Source organism: Rhodoblastus acidophilus (assembly GCF_025961575.1).
Lineage (GTDB): Bacteria > Pseudomonadota > Alphaproteobacteria > Rhizobiales > Beijerinckiaceae > Rhodoblastus > Rhodoblastus acidophilus_C.
Genome location: NZ_JAOQNX010000003.1, coordinates 192,247 through 213,036, shown reverse-complemented (window position 1 = coordinate 213,036; position 20,790 = coordinate 192,247). Strand labels below are relative to the sequence as shown.

Annotated in this window: 24 protein-coding genes; 11 read left to right on the top strand and 13 right to left on the bottom strand. The window is 65.2% G+C overall.

Annotation, left to right across the window (positions count from 1 at the left end):
• Positions 1 to 2 precede the first annotated feature (2 nt).
• The 3 genes from dapA to M2320_RS03365 all read left to right on the top strand — a co-directional run bounded on the left by dapA (position 3) and on the right by M2320_RS03365 (position 2,465).
• A complete protein-coding gene (dapA, locus tag M2320_RS03375; RefSeq protein WP_264596087.1) occupies positions 3 to 893 on the top strand; it encodes a 4-hydroxy-tetrahydrodipicolinate synthase in 891 nt (296 codons plus the stop codon).
• An 81-nt stretch (positions 894 to 974) separates the two neighbouring features.
• Complete coding sequence (gene smpB, locus M2320_RS03370; RefSeq protein WP_264596086.1) at positions 975 to 1,451, top strand: SsrA-binding protein SmpB; 477 nt, start codon at positions 975 to 977, stop codon at positions 1,449 to 1,451.
• 147 nt (positions 1,452 to 1,598) lie between these two features.
• Positions 1,599 to 2,465 (top strand): alpha/beta fold hydrolase, encoded by an 867-nt coding sequence (locus M2320_RS03365; protein ID WP_264596085.1) that lies wholly within the window; start codon positions 1,599 to 1,601, stop codon positions 2,463 to 2,465.
• Here M2320_RS03365 and M2320_RS03360 read toward each other — a convergent pair.
• The 3 genes from M2320_RS03360 to M2320_RS03350 all read right to left on the bottom strand — a co-directional run bounded on the left by M2320_RS03360 (position 2,462) and on the right by M2320_RS03350 (position 3,499).
• Entirely contained in the window at positions 2,462 to 2,752 is a 291-nt protein-coding gene (locus M2320_RS03360) for a hypothetical protein (RefSeq protein ID WP_184430131.1), read from the bottom strand. The genes M2320_RS03365 and M2320_RS03360 overlap by 4 nt on opposite strands.
• 118 nt (positions 2,753 to 2,870) lie before the next feature.
• A complete protein-coding gene (locus M2320_RS03355) occupies positions 2,871 to 3,257 on the bottom strand; it encodes a type II toxin-antitoxin system VapC family toxin (protein ID WP_264596084.1) in 387 nt (128 codons plus the stop codon).
• Positions 3,254 to 3,499 carry a type II toxin-antitoxin system Phd/YefM family antitoxin gene (locus tag M2320_RS03350; protein ID WP_264596083.1) on the bottom strand — a complete coding sequence of 82 codons (246 nt, stop codon included), beginning with the start codon at positions 3,497 to 3,499 and terminating at the stop codon, positions 3,254 to 3,256. The genes M2320_RS03355 and M2320_RS03350 overlap by 4 nt, the downstream gene beginning before the upstream one ends.
• Before the next feature lie 136 nt (positions 3,500 to 3,635).
• On the opposite strand from M2320_RS03350, the gene M2320_RS03345 reads away from it, so the two are divergent.
• From M2320_RS03345 to M2320_RS03315, 7 genes are all read left to right on the top strand, one after another.
• Entirely contained in the window at positions 3,636 to 4,550 is a 915-nt protein-coding gene (locus tag M2320_RS03345; protein WP_264596082.1) for a branched-chain amino acid ABC transporter permease, read from the top strand.
• Positions 4,550 to 5,890 carry a high-affinity branched-chain amino acid ABC transporter permease LivM gene (gene livM / locus M2320_RS03340; protein ID WP_264596081.1) on the top strand — a complete coding sequence of 447 codons (1,341 nt, stop codon included), beginning with the start codon at positions 4,550 to 4,552 and terminating at the stop codon, positions 5,888 to 5,890. Before M2320_RS03345 ends, livM begins: the two co-directional genes overlap by 1 nt.
• The gene (locus M2320_RS03335; RefSeq protein WP_264596080.1) at positions 5,887 to 6,804 is read left to right on the top strand and encodes an ABC transporter ATP-binding protein; all 918 of its coding nucleotides are present in this window, start codon (positions 5,887 to 5,889) and stop codon (positions 6,802 to 6,804) included. Before livM ends, M2320_RS03335 begins: the two co-directional genes overlap by 4 nt.
• Positions 6,801 to 7,523, top strand: a complete 723-nt coding sequence (locus M2320_RS03330) for an ABC transporter ATP-binding protein (protein WP_264596079.1) — start codon at positions 6,801 to 6,803, stop codon at positions 7,521 to 7,523. Before M2320_RS03335 ends, M2320_RS03330 begins: the two co-directional genes overlap by 4 nt.
• Positions 7,520 to 7,825: a DUF6867 family protein gene (locus M2320_RS03325; protein WP_264596078.1), complete on the top strand. Its 306-nt coding sequence runs from the start codon at positions 7,520 to 7,522 to the stop codon at positions 7,823 to 7,825. Before M2320_RS03330 ends, M2320_RS03325 begins: the two co-directional genes overlap by 4 nt.
• A gap of 82 nt (positions 7,826 to 7,907) precedes the next feature.
• Positions 7,908 to 8,429, top strand: coding sequence for a hypothetical protein (locus tag M2320_RS03320; protein ID WP_264596077.1), 522 nt, complete (start codon positions 7,908 to 7,910; stop codon positions 8,427 to 8,429).
• A gap of 69 nt (positions 8,430 to 8,498) precedes the next feature.
• On the top strand, positions 8,499 to 9,623 hold the full coding sequence (locus M2320_RS03315; RefSeq protein WP_264596076.1) for a branched-chain amino acid ABC transporter substrate-binding protein: 1,125 nt from the start codon (positions 8,499 to 8,501) through the stop codon (positions 9,621 to 9,623).
• 180 nt (positions 9,624 to 9,803) lie between these two features.
• On the opposite strand, the gene M2320_RS03310 is transcribed toward M2320_RS03315, so the two are convergent.
• The 4 genes from M2320_RS03310 to M2320_RS03295 are packed head-to-tail and all read right to left on the bottom strand — an operon-like array spanning position 9,804 to position 13,054.
• Complete coding sequence (locus M2320_RS03310) at positions 9,804 to 10,718, bottom strand: bifunctional 5,10-methylenetetrahydrofolate dehydrogenase/5,10-methenyltetrahydrofolate cyclohydrolase (protein ID WP_264596075.1); 915 nt, start codon at positions 10,716 to 10,718, stop codon at positions 9,804 to 9,806.
• Positions 10,715 to 11,929, bottom strand: coding sequence for an MFS transporter (locus M2320_RS03305; protein ID WP_264596074.1), 1,215 nt, complete (start codon positions 11,927 to 11,929; stop codon positions 10,715 to 10,717). Before M2320_RS03305 ends, M2320_RS03310 begins: the two co-directional genes overlap by 4 nt.
• A 19-nt stretch (positions 11,930 to 11,948) precedes the next feature.
• Positions 11,949 to 12,809, bottom strand: a complete 861-nt coding sequence (locus M2320_RS03300) for an aldose 1-epimerase family protein (protein WP_264596073.1) — start codon at positions 12,807 to 12,809, stop codon at positions 11,949 to 11,951.
• On the bottom strand, positions 12,806 to 13,054 hold the full coding sequence (locus M2320_RS03295) for a hypothetical protein (RefSeq protein WP_264596072.1): 249 nt from the start codon (positions 13,052 to 13,054) through the stop codon (positions 12,806 to 12,808). Before M2320_RS03295 ends, M2320_RS03300 begins: the two co-directional genes overlap by 4 nt.
• A 246-nt stretch (positions 13,055 to 13,300) precedes the next feature.
• Between M2320_RS03295 and M2320_RS03290 the strand changes: the two genes are divergently transcribed.
• On the top strand, positions 13,301 to 14,044 hold the full coding sequence (locus M2320_RS03290) for an amino acid ABC transporter ATP-binding protein (RefSeq protein ID WP_264596071.1): 744 nt from the start codon (positions 13,301 to 13,303) through the stop codon (positions 14,042 to 14,044).
• Between the two features lie 637 nt (positions 14,045 to 14,681).
• Here M2320_RS03290 and gmk read toward each other — a convergent pair.
• The 6 genes from gmk to fabG all read right to left on the bottom strand — a co-directional run bounded on the left by gmk (position 14,682) and on the right by fabG (position 20,788).
• The gene (gene gmk, locus M2320_RS03285; RefSeq protein ID WP_425540647.1) at positions 14,682 to 15,323 is read right to left on the bottom strand and encodes a guanylate kinase; all 642 of its coding nucleotides are present in this window, start codon (positions 15,321 to 15,323) and stop codon (positions 14,682 to 14,684) included.
• Complete coding sequence (locus M2320_RS03280) at positions 15,323 to 16,204, bottom strand: YicC/YloC family endoribonuclease (protein ID WP_264596069.1); 882 nt, start codon at positions 16,202 to 16,204, stop codon at positions 15,323 to 15,325. Before M2320_RS03280 ends, gmk begins: the two co-directional genes overlap by 1 nt.
• Before the next feature lie 88 nt (positions 16,205 to 16,292).
• On the bottom strand, positions 16,293 to 17,930 hold the full coding sequence (gene mltG / locus M2320_RS03275) for an endolytic transglycosylase MltG (RefSeq protein WP_264596068.1): 1,638 nt from the start codon (positions 17,928 to 17,930) through the stop codon (positions 16,293 to 16,295).
• Positions 17,931 to 18,089: 159 nt separating this feature from the next.
• A complete protein-coding gene (gene fabF, locus M2320_RS03270; RefSeq protein WP_184425845.1) occupies positions 18,090 to 19,361 on the bottom strand; it encodes a beta-ketoacyl-ACP synthase II in 1,272 nt (423 codons plus the stop codon).
• 215 nt (positions 19,362 to 19,576) lie between these two features.
• The gene (locus M2320_RS03265) at positions 19,577 to 19,819 is read right to left on the bottom strand and encodes an acyl carrier protein (RefSeq protein WP_088520584.1); all 243 of its coding nucleotides are present in this window, start codon (positions 19,817 to 19,819) and stop codon (positions 19,577 to 19,579) included.
• A gap of 231 nt (positions 19,820 to 20,050) precedes the next feature.
• On the bottom strand, positions 20,051 to 20,788 hold the full coding sequence (gene fabG / locus M2320_RS03260; RefSeq protein WP_184425843.1) for a 3-oxoacyl-[acyl-carrier-protein] reductase: 738 nt from the start codon (positions 20,786 to 20,788) through the stop codon (positions 20,051 to 20,053).
• Positions 20,789 to 20,790 lie beyond the last annotated feature (2 nt).

Here is a 20,790-nt window from a genome sequence, read left to right as displayed (position 1 = left end):
TCATGGCCAAGGCGAGTGTTCTGCGGGGATGGATGACGGCGCTGGTGACGCCGTTCAAGGACGGCGCCTTCGACGAAGCCGCCTTCCGCGCCCTGATCGACTGGCAGATCGACAGCGGGATTCACGGCCTCGTCCCGGTCGGCACCACCGGCGAATCGCCCACCCTGTCCCATGAAGAGCACCGGCGCGTGGTGGAGACCGCCGTCGCCCAGGCGGCCGGCCGGGTGCCGGTGATCGCCGGCGCCGGCTCCAACAATACCGCGGAGGCCGTCGATCTCGCGCGCCACGCCGAAAAGGCCGGCGCCGACGCGATCCTGGTCGTCACCCCCTATTACAACAAGCCCAACCAGGAGGGTTTGTTTCAGCATTTCAAGGCCATCGACGATGCGGTGGGCCTGCCGATCGTGATCTACAACATCCCGCCGCGCTCGGTGATCGACATGTCCGTCGACACGATGAAGCGCTGCCGCGACGCGTTGAAGAACATTGTCGGCGTCAAGGACGCCACCGGCAATATTTCGCGCGTCTCCCTTCAGCGCGCCGCGATGGGGCCGGACTTTGTGCAATTTTCCGGCGACGACATGACGGCTTTGGCCTGTTTCGCCGCCGGCGCCCACGGCTGCATCTCCGTGGTCTCCAACGTTGCGCCCGGCCTGTGCGCGCAATTGATGAACGCCGCCGCCGCGGGCGATTTCGCCAAGGCGCTGGAAATCCAGGACAAGTTGGTTCCGTTGCACGGCGCCACTTTCCTCGAAGCCGGCGTCACCGGGGCCAAGACCGGTCTGGCCTTCCTGGGCAAGGCCCGCGAAGAGGTGCGTCTGCCTCTGGTTTCCTCAACGAACAAGACGCGCGAGTCGATCAAGGCGGCGATGCATTTCGCCGGCCTTGTTTGAGAATTCCGTGGACCGCCCCGCCCTTCGAGACGCCAGCTTCGCTGGCTCCTCAGGGTGAGGGCTATTTTATAGATCGACAGAGTGGCAGAGAAACCCCATAGCAATTTCAAGGTGGTCGCCGACAACCGCAAGGCGCGCTACCACTATGAAATCGGCGAAATTTTTGAGGCGGGCCTGGTGCTGACCGGCACGGAGGTGAAGAGCCTGCGCACCGGACGCAGCACCATCGCCGAATCCTATGCGAGCGTCGACGCCCACGGCGAGATCTGGCTGATCAACGCCAATATTCCCGAATATCATTCGGGCAACCGTTTCAATCACGAGCCCAAGCGCCATCGCAAACTGCTGTTGAAGCAGCGGGAAATCGCCAAACTGTCGCAGGGCGTGGCCCGCGAGGGCATGACCATCGTGCCGCTCAAACTGTTTTTCAACGACAAGGGGCGCGCCAAGCTCGAAATCGCTTTGGCGAAGGGCAAGCAGGTCCATGACAAGCGCGAGACCGAGAAGCAGCGCGACTGGAATCGCGAAAAAAGCCGGCTGATGAAACAACGCGACTGATTTTGGCGTTTTTCGGCGCATACTCGCGGCGTGTCCGGCGCGTTCCGCTCGCCGGACGCGCCCGTTTTTTTTCGACGCGTTTTCTTCACGCGAACCGGCATCCACTTCGCTTGAAAACGCTATTTGAACCGGACACGGGAGGTTTGAGTGGACGGTGAATTGCGCAGCCATTTTTTTCCGTCCGCCGACGGCTTGCAGCTTCACGCGCTGACGCTCGGCAAGTCCAATTCCCTGACGCCCGTTGTCTGCCTGCCCGGCCTGTCCCGGCCGGCGCGCGATTTTGTGGTGCTCGCCCTGCATCTCAATCGCGCCGGCGGAAGGCGCGTCATTTCGCTGGATTATCGCGGCCGCGGCGGCTCGGACTGGGACCCCGACTGGACTCACTATTCCATGCCGGTCGAACACGGCGATCTCCTGAGCGTGCTGGACGCGCTCAAAATTTCGAAGGCGATTTTTGTCGGCCTGTCGCGCGGCGGTCTGCATGCGCTGATGCTGAGCGCCGCCCAGCCGCAGCGCGTCGCCGGGCTGGTGCTCAATGATGTGGGGCCGCAGATCGAGCCGCAGGGCCTCGTCAATATCAAGGATTACATCGGCAAGCTGCCGCTGCTGCGCAATGTCGAGGAGGCCATCGCCCATTACAAGCGGGTGATGGGCCCGCGTTTTCCCGCCGTCTCAGACGAGGACTGGCGCTTTTACGCCAGCAATTCGCTCAACATCACGCCGGAGCGGATGCGGCTGTCCTACGATCCGCAACTGGCGCGCACGCTCGACGCCTTCGATCCCAGCGCCCCCCTGCCCGACATGTGGCCGGCGTTCGAGGCGATCCGGGCGCCGATCCTGGCGCTGCGCGGCGAGAATTCCGATCTGCTGTCGCCGGAGGCGCATGCGCAGATGGCCAAGCGCAATCCGTTGTGCGAGCTGCATGTCGTGCCCGGCCAGGGTCACGCGCCGCTGCTGCTGGACACGCCGACGCTCAGCCGCATCGGCGCGTTTGTCGCAAAACTGGCCGTTTAGGCCTGGCGCACGCCGGTCAGCGGCGTCGAGCCGAGCGGAGTCTTGAACTTTCCGGACAGCGCGTCGCCGCTGGCCTTGACGTCGAAGCCGATGTTGAAGCTGCCCATGGGGGTGGGAACCTTGGCGTGGAATTCAGCGGAATCGCCGCTGATCTGGAGGTCGGTGAGCGGCACTTCGCCGGCATGCGAACCCAGGCCGCCGGCGCCGTCCGCGCCAATGCGCAAGGTCGGGGTCTGCACGCCGAACGGCGTTTCCAGCGTGAGTTTCCAGCTTCCGACAATGCTCATGGAGGATCCTTCCCAGAAATTTTTACACGCGGTTTTCGCGGCGCTTCGAACATAATGCCTGTGTCAGCCGACCGCCAGAGCTCATTAGTTTAAATATGAACGATTTTGCAGCGGCGTCTCAAACTTTCCGGATCGGGCCGGGATAGGCTGCCACCAGACCGTCGCTGGTCAACAGCGTCAGCCCCTCCGCCATCGCCTGCGCCACCAGGATCCGGTCGAACGGGTCCTTGTGCAGCGGCGGCAGGCTGTCGAGCATTATGGCGTGGTCGCCGGTGATCGCCAGTTCCTCATAGCCGTTTTCCAGCAGACCTTTGCGGAGCAGACGCGGATCGACCCGGAAATCCGGTCGCCCCAGCCCCCGCTTGATCGCGATCTCCCACAGACTGGCGGCGCTGAACCAAAGCGCGTTGGCCGGGTCTTCGATCGCCTCCCGCGCTTCACCCGACAAAAACTCCGGCGCCCCCGCCGCCCAGAGCAGCAGGTGCGTGTCGAGCAGCAGCTTCACGGCTCGCCGTCGAACAGGCGTTCGATGGCCGCGCCGCCCATCCGATCAAAATCGTCGGGGACCGTGATCTGCCCGGACAGAAAGCCGGTCCGCCGCATCGCCGCCGGCTCGGGGGCGCCGAGCGGCACGACCTTCACCAGAGGTTTTCCGGCCTTGGCGATAATAAAGGACTCGCCCGCCGCGGCCTGCTCGACGAGGCGCGACAAATGGGTCTTGGCTTCGTGGATGTTGATCTTTCGCATGCGATGACCCAACCGGACTAACCGATGTTAGTTCAGTTCGACCGGCAAACCAAGCGCGACGCGCAAACGTGCCCCGCCCTTGTCGCATGGCCCGGCGATTGCTAGCGTCGAAAGCGCTGCGAATCCGGCGGGATCAATGGAAATCTTTCTGCAACAGCTGATCAATGGCGTCACCCTCGGCTCGATCTACGGGCTGATCGCCATCGGCTATACAATGGTGTTCGGCATTATCGGCATGGTCAACTTCGCCCATGGCGACGTGTTCATGCTTTCCGCCTTCATCGCTTTGCTGCTTTTGCTTCTGCTGACGCAAATGCTCGGGCTCGCCGCCGCGCCCGCCTTCGTCGTCGCGCTGGTCGCCGCGATGGCCCTCACCGCCTTGTGGAATTTCGCCATCGAACGTGTCGCCTATCGCCGCCTGCGCGGGTCGTTCCGGCTGGCGCCGCTGATTTCCGCCATCGGCATGTCGACCTTTCTCGCCAATTTCGTCACGGTGACCCAGGGGCCGAACAACAAGAGCATTCCGCCCATGTGGGACGAGGTGATCAAGATCACCTCGGGCGGCGCCTATGACGTCACCCTGTCCTACAAGCAGATTCTCATCGTCGTGGTGACCGGCGCGCTGCTCGCCGCCTTCTGGTTCGTGGTGCAGAAAACCTCGCTCGGGCGGGCGCAACGCGCCTGCGAGCAGGACGCGAAAATGGCGGCTTTGCTCGGCGTCGACGTCAATCGCACCGTCGCCCTCACTTTTGTTATCGGCGCGGCGCTGGCCGCCGTGGCGGGGTCGCTGTACCTGCTCCAATATGGCGTGGTGAAATCGTCGGACGGTTTTGTGCCGGGCGTCAAGGCGTTCACCGCCGCCGTGCTGGGCGGGATCGGCTCGCTGCCAGGCGCCGTGCTCGGCGGGCTGCTGATCGGGTTGATCGAGACGCTGTGGGGGCAGTATTTTTCCAGTGACTACAAGGATGTCGCCGCCTTTTCCGTGCTGGCGATCACCCTCATCTTCATGCCCTCCGGTCTGATGGGCCGCCCTGACGTGGAAAAGGTCTGATGCCCGCCGAAAAAATGTTGCGCGCGTTGCGCGAGGCGGGCTGGGCGACCCTCGTGGTCGCGGGCCTCAGCTTTCCCATCATCGCCTATCGCGCCGAGCCCGATTTCAACAATCTCTTGGCGCTGCAGCCGCGCTGGCCGCTGTTTTTGCAGTTTTGCGCCGCCGCCTTCCTCCTGCGGTTCTTTCTCTCCCTGTGGAGCGGCGGCGAGGCGAAGGTCAAACCCGCTCGCGTCTGGCCAAAACTGCCCTGGCTCGGGCCGCTTCTGCTCGCCGGCCTGACCGTCTATCCCCTGGCCGTGGTCGCCCTGCTCGGGCCGCAGGCGGCGCTGAAATGGATCGACACCTATGGGGTGCAAATCCTCATTTATGTGCTGCTGGGCTGGGGCCTGAACATTACGGTCGGCCTCGCCGGCCTGCTCGACCTCGGTTACGCCGCTTTCTACGCGGTCGGCGCCTATGCCTATGCCCTGCTCGCCCCCTTGACCGGCCTCGGCTTTTGGGCGCTGCTGCCGGTCTGTGGCCTGCTCGCCGCCTTTTGGGGGTTCTGCATCGGCTTTCCCATCCTGCGCCTGCGCGGCGATTATTTGGCGATCGTCACCCTCGCCTTCGCCGAAATCGTGCGCATCGTCCTGATCAACTGGGATGTGGTCACCCATGGCGAGGCCGGGCTGTTCGGCTTCCCCGGCCTGAATTTTTTCGGCCTGCCCTTCATTCCGGGGCCGCGCGGTTTTGCGGCGCATTTCGGCCTGCCGTTCCAGGGCGTGCAGAAACAGATTTTTTTGTATTATCTGGTGCTGGTGTTGGCGCTGCTCGCCAATCTGGTGTCGCTGCGGCTGCGCCGCCTGCCGCTCGGCCGGGCCTGGGAGGCGCTTCGCGAGGATGAGATCGCCTGCCGGGCGCTTGGCCTCGACACCCGCAACATCAAACTCACCGCCTTTGCGCTCGGCGCCTTTTTCGCCGGAATCGCCGGCTGCCTGTTCGCGCTGCGGCAGGGGTTTGTCTCGCCCTCCGCCTTCACCTTCTCCGAGAGCGCGCTGATCCTCGCCATTGTCGTGCTCGGCGGCGGCGGCTCGCAATTGGGGGTGGCCGTGGCCGCCGTGTTCCTGGTGGGCGCCTCCGAGCTGTTGCGCGAGCTGACCTTTCTCAAGAGCGTGTTCGGGCCGGATTTTGACCCTGCCCAATACCGCATGCTGCTGGTTGGCCTCGCCATGGTGGCGATGATGAATTTCAGGCCGCGCGGGCTGGTGTCGACGCGGGCGCCGACCGTCAGGCTCTCGAACCCCTCATCCGGTCCTTCGGACCACCTTCTCCCGCAAGGGGAGAAGGGAGTCGCCTCATGACGCGCTGGCTCCAGGACCCCATTCTGCGCGTGGACCATCTCACCATGCGTTTCGGCGGGCTGCTCGCCGTCAATAATGTGTCGTTTGCCGCCGGGCGCGGCGACATTACCGCGCTGATCGGACCCAATGGCGCGGGCAAAACCACTTTGTTCAACTGCCTGACCGGGTTCTACAAACCGACCAGCGGCCGCATCGCCTTTTCGGCCGGACGGCTTGACGACGCAAAGATCGGGACGCTGACCCGCTCGGCGCGCAAGCATGACGGCGAGACCTTTCTGCTCGAACGCATGGCCGACCACGAGATTGTGCGCAAGGCGCGGCTGGCGCGGACGTTTCAAAACATTCGGCTGTTCCAGGGCATGAGCGCCCTGGAGAATCTGATGATCGCCCAGAACGAGGCTTTGTCGCGCGCCGCCGGTTTTTCGTTTATTGGCCTGCTCGGCCTGCCCTCGTGGCGGCGCGCCGAACAGGCGGCGGTGGAGCGCGCGGTGGGCTGGCTCGACCGCATCGGCTTGAGAAAGCGCGCCGACGATCCCGCGGGCAGCCTGCCCTATGGCGACCAGCGCCGGCTCGAAATCGCCCGCGCCATGTGCACGAATCCCGCCCTGCTCTGTCTCGATGAGCCGGCCGCCGGCCTGAACGCCGCGGAATCGCATGGGCTGGCGGAGCTGCTGCGCGGCATACGCGACGAGGGCGAGACCTCCATTCTGTTGATCGAACACGACATGTCCGTGGTGATGCGCATTTCCGACCATGTGGTGGTGCTGGATTACGGCCAGAAAATCGCCGACGGCTCGCCGGCTGAGGTGCGCGAGGACCCCGCCGTGATCGCCGCCTATCTCGGCGTCGAGGAGCATGACGAGCCGGCGGTGGAAGCCGCGCTGCAAGGGCAAGCGCTTGGGAGCGGCGCATGACCGCGCTGCTCTCCATTTCCGGCGTCACCGCCTTTTACGGCGCGGTGCAGGCTCTGCGCGGCGTCGATCTCGAAGTCGGCAAGGGCGAGATTGTCGCCCTGATCGGGTCGAACGGCGCCGGCAAATCCACGCTGATGATGTCGATCTTTGGCAATCCGCGTGTGCGCGACGGCAAAATCCTGTTCGACGGGCAGGACATCACCCATATGCCGACCCATGAGATCGCGCGGCTGTCCATCGCGCAATCGCCGGAGGGCCGGCGCATTTTTGCGCGCATGACGGTTTTCGAGAATTTGCAGATGGGCGCGGCGGTCGCTCAAAACGTCGGTTTTGACGACAATCTCGAAAAGGTTTTTGCTATCTTCCCGCGGCTGAAGGAGCGGCAAAAACAACGCGGCGGCACCTTGTCCGGCGGCGAGCAGCAGATGCTCGCCATCGCCCGCGCTTTGATGAGCAATCCCAAACTGCTGCTGCTCGACGAGCCCTCGCTGGGCCTGGCGCCGCTGGTGTGCAAGCAGATTTTCGAGACGGTGAAGCGGCTCAACGAACAGGAAGGCTTGTCCGTGTTCCTGGTCGAGCAGGACGCCCATCATGCGCTGAAACTGGCGCATCGCGCCTATGTGCTGGTCAATGGCGCCGTAACCATGTCGGGCCGCGGCGCCGACCTGCTGCGCGACCCCAAAGTGCGCGCCGCCTATCTTGAGGGGGGCGCGCATTGACGGATTTTGTCATCGGCGACTGGCGCGTATTTGTCGGCGTCACCCTGGTTCTGGGCGGGCTCGCCTGTGTCGCTTCGGGCCGCGCCGTGGCCCGCGCCTGGCGGCCTCCCGCCCTGCTGCTGCTCTACGGCCTGCTGCTGGCGGCGGCGATGCGGTTTTTGCATTGGTCGCTGTTCCAGGAGCCGCTGTTCGCCCCCTCCGCCGCGCTCATCGCCTACGCCTGGAGCCTGTTCGCCCAAGGGGGAGCGTGGCTGGTCGCGCATCGCGCCCGCATGCGGCGGCAATATCCCTGGATCGCTTGATCTTCTTGTGTTTTTAAGACCGCGGCGGAACCTTGCCGCGTTCCCGAACTTGTCTGAACACGACATGTTTCGGGAGAAAGCCATGCGCGTTTTCACCACCCTGTTGGCGGCGGCGCTGCCGTTCGCCTTGCTGCAACCGGCGGAGGCTGCGCCGATCGCGCCCGCCGCCATCGAGCGCCCGGCCGCGCCGATCGAAGCCACCCACTATCGCCACGGCTGGGGGCATCATCACCATTATTATCGGCATCGCCACTGGCGTCCTCATCATCATTGGCGCCACCACCATTGGCGGCATCACCGCCACTGGCGCCATGGCTACAATCCGGGCGCGGCTTTGTTCGGCGCGGTGGTCGGCGCGGCGCTCAGCAACCCCTGCCTCTACGGCGGCTGCTACAATTACGGCTATTATAGCCCCGCCTATTATGGCGGCGGGCCTTATTACGGCGGCTGGGGCGGCCGGCGGTATGGCGGCTGGCATGGCGGCGGATTTCACCATGGCGGTTTTCATGGCGGCGGATTTGGCCACGGCGGCTTTCACCACGGCGGCTTTGGCGGATTCCATGGCGGTTTCCACGGCGGCGGATTTCATGGCGGTCATCGCTGACGCCACGCTATCGACAATCGTCCGGGCAGACGGCAAGATCGGGGAGAAATTTCCGCCCGGAGTTCCCGCATGAAAAAGAATGTTTTGACCGGCGTCGCCGCTGGCCTGTTGGCCGCCCTGCTCGCCGGCCCGGCTTACGCCCAGATCAAGGTCGGCGTCGGCAGCCCGATCACCGGTTCGGACGCGGCCTTCGGCGCGCAGATCCGCAATGGCGCGGAGCAGGCCGCCGCCGACATCAATGCCGCGGGCGGCGTGCTGGGGCAGAAATTGGAGCTGTCCATCGGCGACGACGCCGGCGATTCCAAACAGGGCCGGTCCGTCGCCAACAAATTCGTCGGCGAGGGCGTCACCTTTGTCGTCGGCCATTTCAATTCGGCCGTGACCATGCCCGCCTCCGATGTCTACAACGAGGCCGGCGTGCTGGAGATCTCGCCCGGCTCGACCAATCCCCAGGTGACCGAGCGCGGCTATCCCCTGCTGTTCCGCACCTGCGGCCGCGACGACCAGCAAGGCGCGGTGGCGGCGAAATATTTGGTCGAACACGCCAAGGGCAAGAAGATCGCCATCATCCACGACAAGTCGACCTATGGAAAGGGCCTCGCCGACGAAGCGCGCAAGGGCTTGGCCGCGGCGGGCGTCAAAGAGGTGATGTACGAGGGCCTGAACAAGGGCGAAAAAGATTTTTCCGCCATGGTTTCAAAAATCAAGTCGGTCGACGCCGACATCATCTTCTTCGGCGGTTATTTCACCGAAGGCGGGTTGCTGGTGCGGCAGATGCGCGACCAGGGGGTGAAGGCGATCATCATGGGCGGCGATGGCATCGCGTCGCAAGAATTCGCCTCCATCGCCGGGCCGGGGGTCGAGGGCTCGCTCATGACCTTCCCGCCGGACCCGCGCAAGCGCCCGGAAGCCGCCGCAGTCGTGAAGGCGTTCGAGGCCAAGGGGTACAATCCCGAGACTTACACGCTCTATTCCTACGCCACCATGCAGGTGTTGAAACAGGCGATCGAGAAGGCGAAATCCACCGATCCCACCGCCGTCGCCAAGACTTTGCACGAGGCCGGACCGTTTCCGAGCGTGATCGGCGACATCGCCTTCGACGCCAAGGGCGACGTCACCCGCGCCGATTACACGGTTTACGAGTGGCGCAAGGGGCCGGACGGCAAGGTGACTTACGTGCAGATCGGGGACTGAGGGGACTGGATCGCGTCGCGCACCCGCGCGTCCCGGTTGACACGAAATTTTGGGCGCGAGGCGTTCCTGTCCCCGACCCGGGGGCCTCCTGTGAGGGGGACAGGAACGAATTGCGCCGTCAATAGCCTTGCCTGCGCCATGGGGACGTGGGGCGCAATTCGATCCAGTCCCCGGCTGCGGCTAGGCCGCCCGTTTCGCCGCGCGCAGCGTGTTCGACATCAGCAGCGCGATGGTCATCGGTCCCACGCCGCCGGGGACCGGGGTGATCGCGCCGGCGACCTCGAGCGCTTCCTGAAGGGCGACGTCGCCGACCAGGCGCGTCTTCGGTTGACCCTGGGCGTTGAGCCCCTCGGCCGGAATGCGGTTGATGCCGACGTCGATCACCAGCGCGCCCGGCTTGATCCAATCGCCCCGGATCATTTCGGGACGGCCGACCGCCGCCACCAGAATGTCGGCGCGCCGCGCCACCGCCGGAAGGTCTTTTGTCCGGGAATGCGCCACCGTCACCGTGGCGTTTTGCGCCAGCAGAAGTTGCGCCATCGGCTTGCCGACGATGTTGGAGCGGCCGACGATCACCGCCTCCGCGCCGGACAGGTCGCGCCCCAGGGCTTTCGCGGCTTCCTCAATCAGCAGCATGGCGCCGGCCGGCGTGCAGGGGACGAGCGCGCGATCCGTCAGGCCGGTCGCGAGCAGGCCGACGTTGACGGGGTGGAAGCCGTCGACATCCTTCTCAGGCGCGATGGTCTCCAACACCTTGCTGGAATCGATGCCCTTGGGCAGCGGCAATTGCACGAGAATGCCGTGGATCGCCGGATCGGCGTTGAGCGCCTTCACCAGCGCGATCAGTTCGGCTTCGCTGGTGGTCGCCGGCAGGTCGTGCTGGACGCTGTGAAAGCCGCACTCCTTGGCCGCCTTGCCCTTGGATTTGACATAGACCTGGCTCGCCGGGTCCTCGCCGACCAGCACCACGGCGAGGCCGGGTTTTTGGGTGAGCGACGCCGCTTCCGCCGCGACCCGCGCCAAAACGGCGGCGGAGGCGGCCTTGCCGTCGATGAGCAAAGCTTTTTTTCCCGAGGGTTTGATGATTTCGCTCATGTTTTCTCCTCGATGGGTTGGAAACGGTCGGCGCGCCGCAGCTCCGGAAACAGGACCGCCCAGACGCCGACGACGACCACGGCGGCGACGCCGCCAAACAAAGCCGCGCCGACCGCGCCGAGCAGGGCCGCCGCCACGCCGGATTCGAATTCGCCCAATTGGTTGGACGCGCCGATGAACAGGAAATTGACCGCCGAGACGCGGCCGCGCATGGCGTCGGGCGTGGCGATCTGCGACAGGGTTTGCCGCACCACCATGCTCACGACGTCAAAGGCGCCCAGCGACGCCAGGGCGGCGGCGGACAGCCAGAAATTTTGGGACAGCGCGAAGACCAGGGTGGCGACGCCGTAAGCCGCGACGGCGGCGAACATTTTGGCCCCGACGTGGCGACGCAACGGAAAGACGGAGAGCAGCAGGCTGACGGCGATTGCGCCCACGGCGGGCGCGGCGCGCAAAAAGCCCAGGCCTTCGGGGCCGACTTGCAAGATGTCGCGGCAATAGATCGGCAGCAGCGCCGTCACGCCGCCAAACAGCACGGCGAACAGATCGAGCGAGATCGACCCGAGCAGCACCTTGTTCGACCAGATGTAGCGCAAGCCGTCGAGCGCGTTTTTTTCGCCGGTCGGGGCGGTGGCGGCGGGGGCGTTCGGCAGCACGATTTTGAAGGCGATCGGCGCGGCGGCGGCGGCGAGCAGCGCGCAAGCGGCAAAAATTTTTTCGGAGCCGAGCGCGTAGAAAATTCCACCCATGGCCGGGCCGGCGATGGTCGCCGCCTGGAACATGGTGGTCGACAGCGCCACCGCGCGGGGAAAATGCGCGGCGTCGACGATCTGCGGCAGCAGCGACGAATTGGCCGGCCCGGAAAAGGCGCGCGCCGAGCCGAGCGCGAACAAGGCTGGGTAAATCCAGGGGATCGGCGCGTCGAAGATCGCGATCAGGAAGATGGCGAGCGAGGCTCCGCCCTGCCCGAGCGCGGCGAAGGCGGATATTTTGCGCCGGTCGTAGCGGTCGGCGGCCGGGCCGCTCCAGCGCAGCAGCAGCACCAGCGGCAGGAATTGCGCGAGGCCGACCAGACCGAGGCTCAGGGCGCTTCCGGTGCGCGCGTAAACGTGCCAGCCGATGGCGACATCGAGCATTTGCGCGGAGAAGGCGCCGAGCCCCCGCATCAGCAGGAACAGGACGATGTTGCGCCCGGCGGAGAATGAGACCATGCCGGTGTCCTACAGAGTTTTAGCAGGCGCGCCAAGAAAATGTGGCGGCGTGACGGGCCTTTTCTCCGGGTTCGAGCAGGCGCATCGACGGCTTGGCGCTGAGCTCGCCGTCAAAGCCGACGGGGTCGCCATGGCCCGTCCAGGCCTCCAGGCACAGGAAATTCGCGCCCGGCAGGGTCCAGAGCGCGATGTGACAGAAATTGTCGAGCGTCATGCGCAGGACGTTTTCGCCGCTGGAAAACTCCAGGGCTCGGCTGTTGGCGTGCAAAAAACACAGGGCTTCGCTGAACAGGTTTGGGGTCAGATCGAGCCGGCGGCCGTGCAGCGGGACGGCGCGCTTTTCGTCCGAAAACAGGCCGCCGGGGGAGATCACCGGAATTTTTGGCGACTCCTCCGCGTCAAAGGTGACGGTGTGCGCGCCGGTTGCGCCGGGCAGCGGCCAGCGAAAGCCGGGATGAAGACCCACGGCATAGGGCATGGGCCGCACGTCCTCGTTCACCACATGCAAGACCTGCCGCAACTCATTGGTTGTAATTTGATATACGATGTTCATGTTGAACTTGAACGGGAACAGGGTTTTCGTGTGCTCATCGGCGCTTGCGGCGAGCGTCACGCGATCCGGCGCGGCGGCCACAATTCGAAAATCTTGGTGGCGGATAAAACCGTGGAGGCCCAAGGGGTAGCGCCGCCCGTCGACGCGAATCCCGTCGCGGGTCCAGCCCACCACCGGGAACAGCAGCGGCGCCGAGTCGGGCCAGCTCGCGGGATCGCCGGGCCAGAGCAGATCGTCGCCGGCCACAACCCAGGACTTGAGCTCGGCGCCGCGCAGCGCGATGCGGGCGTGGGCGGCGCCGCAGGCGATTTCGATGGAGTTGGTCATGGCGTGAGCGCGTTGCCAAGGGAACCGTCATGCCTGGGCTCGTCCTGGGCATCCACGCCGAGCCCGCTGCCCGTCCTCTCAGGATTGGACCGAAGCTGCGCCTCATTTTGCCCCGCCCCGCCCTCCATGCCGGCGTGGAGGACCGGGACAAGCCCGGCCATGCCGGTGGAAACGAGGCGGAACAGGCGCCGCCGCAGGGCGCGGGCGTGGGCGGCGCCGCAGGCGATTTCGATGGAGTCGGTCATGGCGTGAGCGCTCCAGCAAGGGCGCCGTCATGCCCGGGCTTGTCCCGGGCATCCACGCCGAGCCCCCTGCCCGTCCTCGTAGAATTGGACCGAAGCGGCGCCTCCTCTCGCCCCGCCCCGCCCTCCATGCCGGCGTGGATGGCCGGGACAAGCTCGGCCATGACGCGCTGAAGCCAAGAGGAAGTTCTCCGCACATTGGAGCGAAGCGCAAATTGCCCTAGGCTGGCTAGAAACGTGGAGTTCGGCATGGCGCAACCTGAAATCGCGATTCGCATGGTGGGCGTGAACAAATGGTACGGCGCCACCCACGTGTTGCGCGACATCGATCTCGAGGTCGCGCCCGGCGAAAAACTGGTGCTGTGCGGCCCCTCGGGCTCCGGCAAATCCACGCTGATCCGCTGTCTCAACCGGCTCGAAACCCATCAGGCGGGACAAATCGTCGTCGATGGCGTGGAGCTGACCGACGATGTCAAATCCATCGAGGAGGTGCGGCGCGAAATCGGCATGGTCTTTCAACAATTCAACCTGTTTCCGCACCTCTCCGTGCTCGACAATTGCACGCTGGCGCCCGTGCAGGTGCGCAAAACGCCGGTCGCCGAGGCGCGCGATCTCGCGCTGACCTATCTGGAGCGGGTGCGCATCGCCGAACACGCCCACAAATTTCCGAGCCAATTGTCCGGCGGGCAGCAGCAGCGCGTCGCCATCGCGCGGGCGCTGTGCATGAAGCCGAAAATCATGCTGTTCGACGAGCCGACCTCGGCGCTTGACCCGGAGATGGTGCAGGAGGTGCTGGACTGTATGGTGGAGCTGGCGCGGGAAGGCATGACCATGCTGGCGGTGACGCACGAAATGGGCTTTGCCCGGCAGGTCGCGGATCGCGTGGTGTTTCTGGATCAGGGGCAGATTGTCGAGATCGCCGCGCCCGACGCATTTTTTGGCGCGCCCCGGCATGAGCGGACGCGGGCGTTCTTGCAGAGGATATTGCATTAGCAGGCGTTCGCAGGGCTGCTGAAAAGCCCGTGGACCGCCCCCCTTCGAGACGCCCGCCAAGGCGGGCTCCTCAGGGTGAGGCTACTGTAGTGGAGTCCATAACGAAATTTCTCATGGTGCGGAGGGCTGCAAGGCGAAACCAGCAGCGGGTGAGGCTGCTTTTGCGTCCCGCTTCGCGGGACACTTTCTCCCGCAAGGGCAGTTCGAGCCGGGGACAGGAACGCGCCGCGCGCCTTGCGCGCAACGCGATCCAGTCCCCTGTGCGGCTTGGCCGAAGGGCGCTAACGCCCGTCGAGCGCTGGTTTTTTTGGTATGTCCTGGATGGGGTCGGAAGCCCTGAATTCGGCGGATTTCTATCCCAGGTTGAAACGGACTCGCAAAAAGTGATCGAAATTTCGCGAATTTTTGCGTTTTTTCGCGAAAAATCGATCAAAACGCGTCGGTTTTCGTATCGGCAACCGCGCGGTTGTGGCGGTCGCCGCACGGACGCGGACGAGCGGCAGGAGACGACTTTCCCTTTTTAAATCAATATTTTGACCCGAAAAGGTTTCACGTGGAACATAACAAGAACAAGAATTTCGCGTCTGTCAAGCCCGGGGATTCGGTTTTCACTTTTCTCGTTTTTCCGGTTCTGGCGCTAAGCCTCTTCCGCCAGCAGCCCCGCAACAAAATCGCCCATCGCGGTGGCGAGGCGCGGACGTTTCAAACGCTCGGCGCGCACGATCGCCGTGAGATCGTCAAACGTGCGCTGGATGTCCTCGTTGATCAGGACGTAGTCATAATCCGTCCAGCGGTTGATCTCGTTGCGGGCGGCGGCGAGGCGCTTTTCGATGGTCTCGGCGCTGTCCTCGGCGCGGCGCTCCAGACGCGCCCGCAGCTCGCGCATCGACGGCGGCAGGATAAAAATGGTCACGACATCGCGCGGCGCCTTTTCGCGCACCTGGCGGGCGCCCTGGTAATCGATGTCGAACAGCACGTCGCGGCCCTGCGACAGCCGCTCCTCCACCCATTTGCGCGGCGTGCCGTAAAAATTGCCGTGGACCTCCGCCTGCTCCAGCAGGTCACCGGTATCCCGCAGGCGAAAAAACGCGTCCTGGTCGATGAAATGGTAGTGGATGCCGTCGGCCTCGCTGCTGCGGCGTTTGCGCGTCGTCACCGAAATCGACAGTTTTAAGTCGAGTTCCGGGCGTTGCAGCAGCATGCGGGTCAAGGTGGTCTTGCCCGCGCCGGAAGGCGAGGACAGGATCAGCATCAGGCCGCGGCGTTGGTCCATGGTCATCACTCGATATTCTGCGCTTGTTCGCGCAATTGCTCCACCTCGACCTTGAGGTCGAGGCCGATGGCGGTCAGCGCGGAATCGTTCGACTTGGCGCAGAGCGTGTTGGTCTCCCGGCCGAATTCCTGCGCCAAAAAGTCCAGACGGCGGCCGATGGCCCCGCCATCCGCCAAAAGTTTTCTCGCGGCGGCGACGTGGGAATAGAGCCGGTCCAGCTCCTCGCGAATGTCGGCCTTGGCGGCGAGCAGGATGGCCTCCTGGTGCAGCCGCGCCTCGTCGAATCGGCCGAGCTCGCTCAATTGCGCCAGCGCCGCCCGCAGTTTTTCGCGAACCGCCTCGGGCTTGCGCGCCGGACAGGCGTCGGCGGCGGCGGTGAGCCGCTCGATGGCGTCGAGCCGGGCGCAAAAAATCTTGTGCAGCGCCGCGCCTTCGGCGGCGCGCATGGCGGTGAGATCCGCCAGCGTCTTGTCCAGGCTCTTCAGGATCGCCGGTTGCGCGGCGGCGACCGCCGATTCGTCCTCGTCCTCGCCGGTTTCGATCACGCCGCGCACGGCCAACAGGCCGTCGAGCGTCGCCGGACCGACGGTTTCGCCGCGCGGAAGCGTCGCCGCCAGCTCCAGCAATTGGGCCAGGAGGTCGCGGTTGATGCGCGGCGCGGCGCCGACGCTTTCGCGGACCACCGAGAGATTGATCTGGCAGGCGCCGCGCGTCAAAGCTTTGGAAATGGCGGCGCGCGCCGGAAGGTCGAGGGCGTCGAATCCGGGCGGCAGGCGCAGGCGCAGGTCGAGCCCCTTGGAATTGACGGTCTTGATTTCCCAGGTCCAGCGCAAAGGCGGGGCCGCGCCCGATTGGCGGGCGAAACCGGTCATGCTGGCGAGGGTCATTGCGCGTCCGGGGTTTTGTTGGGGTCCGCCCCTGCCATAATGCAGGACGACAGCGAAATAAACCCGTCTTTCGCGGCCCGCCGACCGGTTACTTGGTCTTGCCCGAGGGCGGAGCGAGGTCCACGGTTTTGGCGCTGTTGAGGTCCCAGGACTTGTCGAGCAGCGGATCGAGCGCCGTGCCGGCGGAGGCGTCGTAAATGCGCGGCTTGCCGTTGGGCGCCATTTTGTCGGCGGCCGCCTGGGGCTCGGCCGAATAGGCGAGCGCCGCGGGATCGACGGCGTCGGCGGGGCCGTCGAGCATATTGGCGGTGGCGCGCGCCGGAGGCGGGGCGAGATCGTCCGCAGGCCCGTCCAGAAGATTTTCGGCTCTGGTGACGGGGCCCATCGGCGTGTCCGCCAGCACATCGCCGGCGAGTTGCGGCGCCGCGCCGCGCGCGGGTTCGTAATCGCTGATGCGCGTCGGCGCGGGCGGCGAATCCGGCAGGCCCGGCGCCAGATGGGCGACCGCGCCGGGATCGCGCTTCAGGCTCGGCGTCCAGCGCGCCCCCTCGACCGGGCCGATGGGCGGCGCGCCAAAGGGCGAGCGCCGCCATTCGCTGCGATTGTCGCGTTTTTTCGCCGGGTCGAGCTGACGCCAGCGCTGCACATTCTTGTTATGCGCGTCCAGCGTCTCGGAGAACACATGGCCGCCGGTCCCGTCGGCGACGAAATAGAGGTCCGCCGTGCGTGAGGGATTGGCGACCGCCTCCAAAGCCGCGCGGCCTGGATTGGCGATCGGCCCCGGCGGCAGACCGTCGATGACATAGGTGTTGTAGGGCGTGCGCGACTCCAGGTCTTCGCGGGTCAGGGAATGGCCCAAATACGGCTGCCCCGGCGCGAGGCCATAGACCACGGTCGGATCGGATTGCAGCCGCATGCGCTTCTTCAGCCGGTTGAGGAAAACCGAGGCGACATGCGGGCGCTCGTCGGCCTTGCCCGTCTCCTTCTCGACGATCGAGGCCAGCGTCACCATTTCGGTCGGCGAGGACAGGGTGAGGTCGGGGCTGCGCCGCCGCCAGATCTCGTCCACCAGCGCCTTCTGGTCGCGGGCCATTTTTTGCAGCAGCTTGTCGCGGCTGTCGCCGCGCTGGAACTTGTAGGTTTCCGGCAGCAGCGCGCCCTCGCGCGGGATTTCCCTGATGTCGCCGGCCAGCGCCTGGTCCTCGCGCAGCTTGTCGACGATCTGCCGGCTGGTGAGGCCCTCGGGAATGGTCAGGGCATGCAGGATGGCGCGGCCCTGCACGATTTCGTCGATCACCTCCTGCAGGGAGGCGTTCTGCTTGAACAGATATTCGCCGGCCTTGAGTTTGCCGCGCAGGCCCTCGACGAACATGGCGACGGCGAAGGACAGGCGGTTGTCGATCACGCCCTGGTCGACCAGAATCTGGGAAATGTCGTCCGCGTCCGAGCCCGGCGGAATCACCACGGTCTTGTCGGCGGTGAGCGGCCCCGGCAGGCGGGCGCTGCGGCTGGCCATGACGATGCCGAGACCGGCGACCACGGCGGCGACCAGCAGGAAAGTCAATACGCCGGAAATCGCCGCGAGCAGGCCCGGACGCCTTCTGCGCTTGGGCAGCGGCGGGGTCGCCTCGGGCGTCAGGCTCTGCGCGGCGGCGCGTCGCGCCTCGTCGGAGCCGCGACGGGAAAGGCGGCTTGGCGCGGCGCCGGTTTGCCTGTCGTCGCTCATGGAGTCATTCTCGGGGTCATTCTCGCTCATCGACCAACGCTTGCTACATGCCCCAACGCGAACCGGAAATCCGGTTCGCCGGGAGACGCTGAGGCGGAAAAACCACCTTTGCCATCATAGCACAGTCGTCGGTTAATGTGGCGAAAACGAGAAAGCCGCTCAGGCCTCGTAACGCCGCAGAACCAGCGTGGCGTTGGTCCCGCCGAAGCCGAAGGAATTCGACAGGGCGACATCGATCTTGCGCTTGCGCGGGTTGTGCGGAACGAGGTCGATTGCGGTCTCGAAGGCGGGATTGTCGAGGTTGAGCGTCGCCGGAGCGATCTGGTCGCGAATCGCCAGCACGGAGAAGATCGCCTCGACCGCGCCGGCGGCGCCGAGAAGGTGGCCGACCGAGCTTTTGGTCGAAGACATGGACACGCCCGACGCGGCCTCGCCGAGCACGCGCTCGACGGCGCGCAATTCGATGCCGTCCGCCATGGTCGAGGTGCCGTGGGCGTTGACGTAATCGATCTCGGAGGGTTTGAGGCCGGCGCGCTTCAGCGCGGCCTGCATGCAGCGGAAGGCGCCGTCGCCGTCATCGGAGGGCGCGGTGATGTGATAGGCGTCGCCGGACATGCCGTAGCCGATGACTTCGGCATAGATTTTGGCGCCGCGGCGCTTGGCGTGCTCGAGCTCCTCGAGCACGACGCAGCCGGCGCCCTCGCCCATGACGAACCCGTCGCGGTCGCGGTCATAGGGGCGCGAGGCGGCCTTGGGATTGTCGTTGAAGGCGGTTGCGAGGGCCTTGCAGGCGCAGAAGCCGGCGATGCCGATACGGTTGAGCGCCGATTCGGCGCCGCCCGCCACCATCACTTCCGCGTCGCCGAGCATGATCAACCGGGCCGCGTCGCCGATGGCGTGGGTGCCGGTGGAACAGGCGGTCACGACCGCATGGTTCGGGCCCTTGAGCCCATGTTCGATGGAGACGTGGCCGCCGATCAGATTGATCAGGCGCCCTGGCACGAAGAACGGCGAGACGCGGCGCGGTCCCTTCTCCTGCAGCAGCAGCGAGGTCTCGTTGATGCCGCCGAGGCCACCGATGCCGGAGCCGATCAGCACGCCGGTTTCGATCTGGTCCTGATAGGTCTTGGGCGCCCAATCCGCGTCTTTCAGCGCCTGCCGGGCGGCGGCGACGCCAAAGATGATGAAATCGTCGACCTTGCGCTGTTCCTTGGGCTCCATCCACGCGTCGGCGTCGAAGGAATCCTCATTGGCCTTGGCGCGGCCGGGACGCGGCACTTGCATGGCGACCTGGCAGGCGAGGTCGGAGGCCTCGAACCCTTCGATCTTCGCCGCGCCGCTTTCGCCGGCGAGCAGGCGTTTCCAGCTTTGTTCCACGCCGCAGGCCAGCGGCGACACCATGCCCAATCCGGTTACGACGACCCTGCGCATTGCTCCCTCGGAATTCTTTCATCCGCCGCGATCAAACTGACGGCAGCCGAACCGTTGACCGCTGAACTGTTTACAGCTAAACTCCGTCAGGACGGGCCCCAGAGCCTGTTGCCTGCGGTGAAACGAAACGCGGCCAGCAAATTGCCGCAAAACGCCAATCGCGCGCGAGCGGGGTTGATCCGTCGCGCGCGCAAATGCTGCGAGGCGTCCCCCGATCAGGCCTTGGCGGTGGCCTTTTCCAAAAACTTCACGGCATCGCCGACGGTCACGATGCCCTCGGCGGATTCGTCGGGGATTTCCACGCCGAATTCTTCTTCGAAAGCCATGACGAGTTCGACGGTGTCGAGCGAATCCGCGCCCAGATCGTCGATGAAATTCGCGCTGTCGACCACCTTGTCGGCGTCGACGCCGAGGTGCTCGATGACAATCTTTTTCACGCGCTCGGCGACATCGCTCATTTTTTGATTCCCTGTTGTACTCTGATAGGGGCGCCCGGGATCGCCCAGGCGCTGGTTTGACGGGTCCTTGGACGCGAATTCCGTGGACGCGATCTTTGCGGCCGAGCATTTCCGGCTGGACGCGGTTTCACGCTGGAACGCACAAACCGAGGCTTGCTAACATACTTCCGTTGCGATTGCGAGGCCCATTCACCCTTTTGAAGCCGCAGGCCTGACCGCACCGTAAGTTCTTTAAATCATTGCCATTCCACCGTTCACATGCAGGGTCTGTCCCGTCACGTAACCGGCCTCGTCGCTGGCCAGATAGACGGTTGCCGCAGCGATGTCGTCGCCCTTGCCCATTTCACCCCTGGGAATCGCCCCCAGGATCGACTCTTTCTGCTTGTCGTTGAGCACATCGGTCATGGGGCTGGCGATGAAGCCGGGGGCCACGCAATTCACGGTGATTCCGCGCGCGGCGATCTCGGCGGCGAGCGCCTTGCTCATGCCGATCAGGCCGGCTTTCGAGGCGCAATAATTGGCCTGTCCGGGATTGCCGGTGACGCCCACCACGGAGGTGATGTTGATGATGCGGCCGTGGCGACGCTTCATCATGCCCTTCACCGCGGCGCGGGCGAGACGGAAGGCCGATTCGAGGTTGACGGTGAGGACGGTCGACCAGTCCTCGTCCTTCATGCGCATGAACAGGCCGTCGCGGGTGACGCCGGCGTTGTTGACGAGAATGTCGAGCGGTCCGGCGAGGGCTTCCGCCTCCGGAACCAGCTTTTCCACCGCCGCCGCGTCGGACAGGTTGCAGGGGGCGACGAAGGCGCGCTCGCCGAGCTCGGCCGCCAGCGCGTCCAGCGCCTCGCGACGGGTGCCGGACAGCACGACCTTGGCGCCCTGCTTGTGCAGCGCGCGGGCGATGGACGCGCCGAGACCGCCGGAGGCTCCGGTGACCAGCGCCACGCGATTGTTCAGGTCGAACATGA

Excerpts from the sequence above, each read along its gene's own strand:
- M2320_RS03350 (WP_264596083.1), bottom strand. The coding sequence starts at position 3,499 with ATGCGAAAGATCAACATCCACGAAGCCAAGACCCATTTGTCGCGCCTC.
- mltG (WP_264596068.1), bottom strand. The coding sequence starts at position 17,930 with ATGAGCGACGACAGGCAAACCGGCGCCGCGCCAAGCCGCCTTTCCCGT.
- livM (WP_264596081.1), top strand. The coding sequence starts at position 4,550 with ATGCCCGCCGAAAAAATGTTGCGCGCGTTGCGCGAGGCGGGCTGGGCG.
- M2320_RS03305 (WP_264596074.1), bottom strand. The coding sequence starts at position 11,929 with ATGGTCTCATTCTCCGCCGGGCGCAACATCGTCCTGTTCCTGCTGATG.
- gmk (WP_425540647.1), bottom strand. The coding sequence starts at position 15,323 with ATGACCATGGACCAACGCCGCGGCCTGATGCTGATCCTGTCCTCGCCT.
- M2320_RS03330 (WP_264596079.1), top strand. The coding sequence starts at position 6,801 with ATGACCGCGCTGCTCTCCATTTCCGGCGTCACCGCCTTTTACGGCGCG.
- fabF (WP_184425845.1), bottom strand. The coding sequence starts at position 19,361 with ATGCGCAGGGTCGTCGTAACCGGATTGGGCATGGTGTCGCCGCTGGCC.
- M2320_RS03290 (WP_264596071.1), top strand. The coding sequence starts at position 13,301 with ATGGCGCAACCTGAAATCGCGATTCGCATGGTGGGCGTGAACAAATGG.
- M2320_RS03295 (WP_264596072.1), bottom strand. The coding sequence starts at position 13,054 with ATGACCGACTCCATCGAAATCGCCTGCGGCGCCGCCCACGCCCGCGCC.
- M2320_RS03280 (WP_264596069.1), bottom strand. The coding sequence starts at position 16,204 with ATGACCCTCGCCAGCATGACCGGTTTCGCCCGCCAATCGGGCGCGGCC.
- M2320_RS03315 (WP_264596076.1), top strand. The coding sequence starts at position 8,499 with ATGAAAAAGAATGTTTTGACCGGCGTCGCCGCTGGCCTGTTGGCCGCC.
- M2320_RS03335 (WP_264596080.1), top strand. The coding sequence starts at position 5,887 with ATGACGCGCTGGCTCCAGGACCCCATTCTGCGCGTGGACCATCTCACC.
- M2320_RS03345 (WP_264596082.1), top strand. The coding sequence starts at position 3,636 with ATGGAAATCTTTCTGCAACAGCTGATCAATGGCGTCACCCTCGGCTCG.
- M2320_RS03320 (WP_264596077.1), top strand. The coding sequence starts at position 7,908 with ATGCGCGTTTTCACCACCCTGTTGGCGGCGGCGCTGCCGTTCGCCTTG.
- M2320_RS03310 (WP_264596075.1), bottom strand. The coding sequence starts at position 10,718 with ATGAGCGAAATCATCAAACCCTCGGGAAAAAAAGCTTTGCTCATCGAC.
- M2320_RS03265 (WP_088520584.1), bottom strand. The coding sequence starts at position 19,819 with ATGAGCGATGTCGCCGAGCGCGTGAAAAAGATTGTCATCGAGCACCTC.
- dapA (WP_264596087.1), top strand. The coding sequence starts at position 3 with ATGGCCAAGGCGAGTGTTCTGCGGGGATGGATGACGGCGCTGGTGACG.
- M2320_RS03300 (WP_264596073.1), bottom strand. The coding sequence starts at position 12,809 with ATGACCAACTCCATCGAAATCGCCTGCGGCGCCGCCCACGCCCGCATC.
- M2320_RS03360 (WP_184430131.1), bottom strand. The coding sequence starts at position 2,752 with ATGAGCATTGTCGGAAGCTGGAAACTCACGCTGGAAACGCCGTTCGGC.
- fabG (WP_184425843.1), bottom strand. The coding sequence starts at position 20,788 with ATGTTCGACCTGAACAATCGCGTGGCGCTGGTCACCGGAGCCTCCGGC.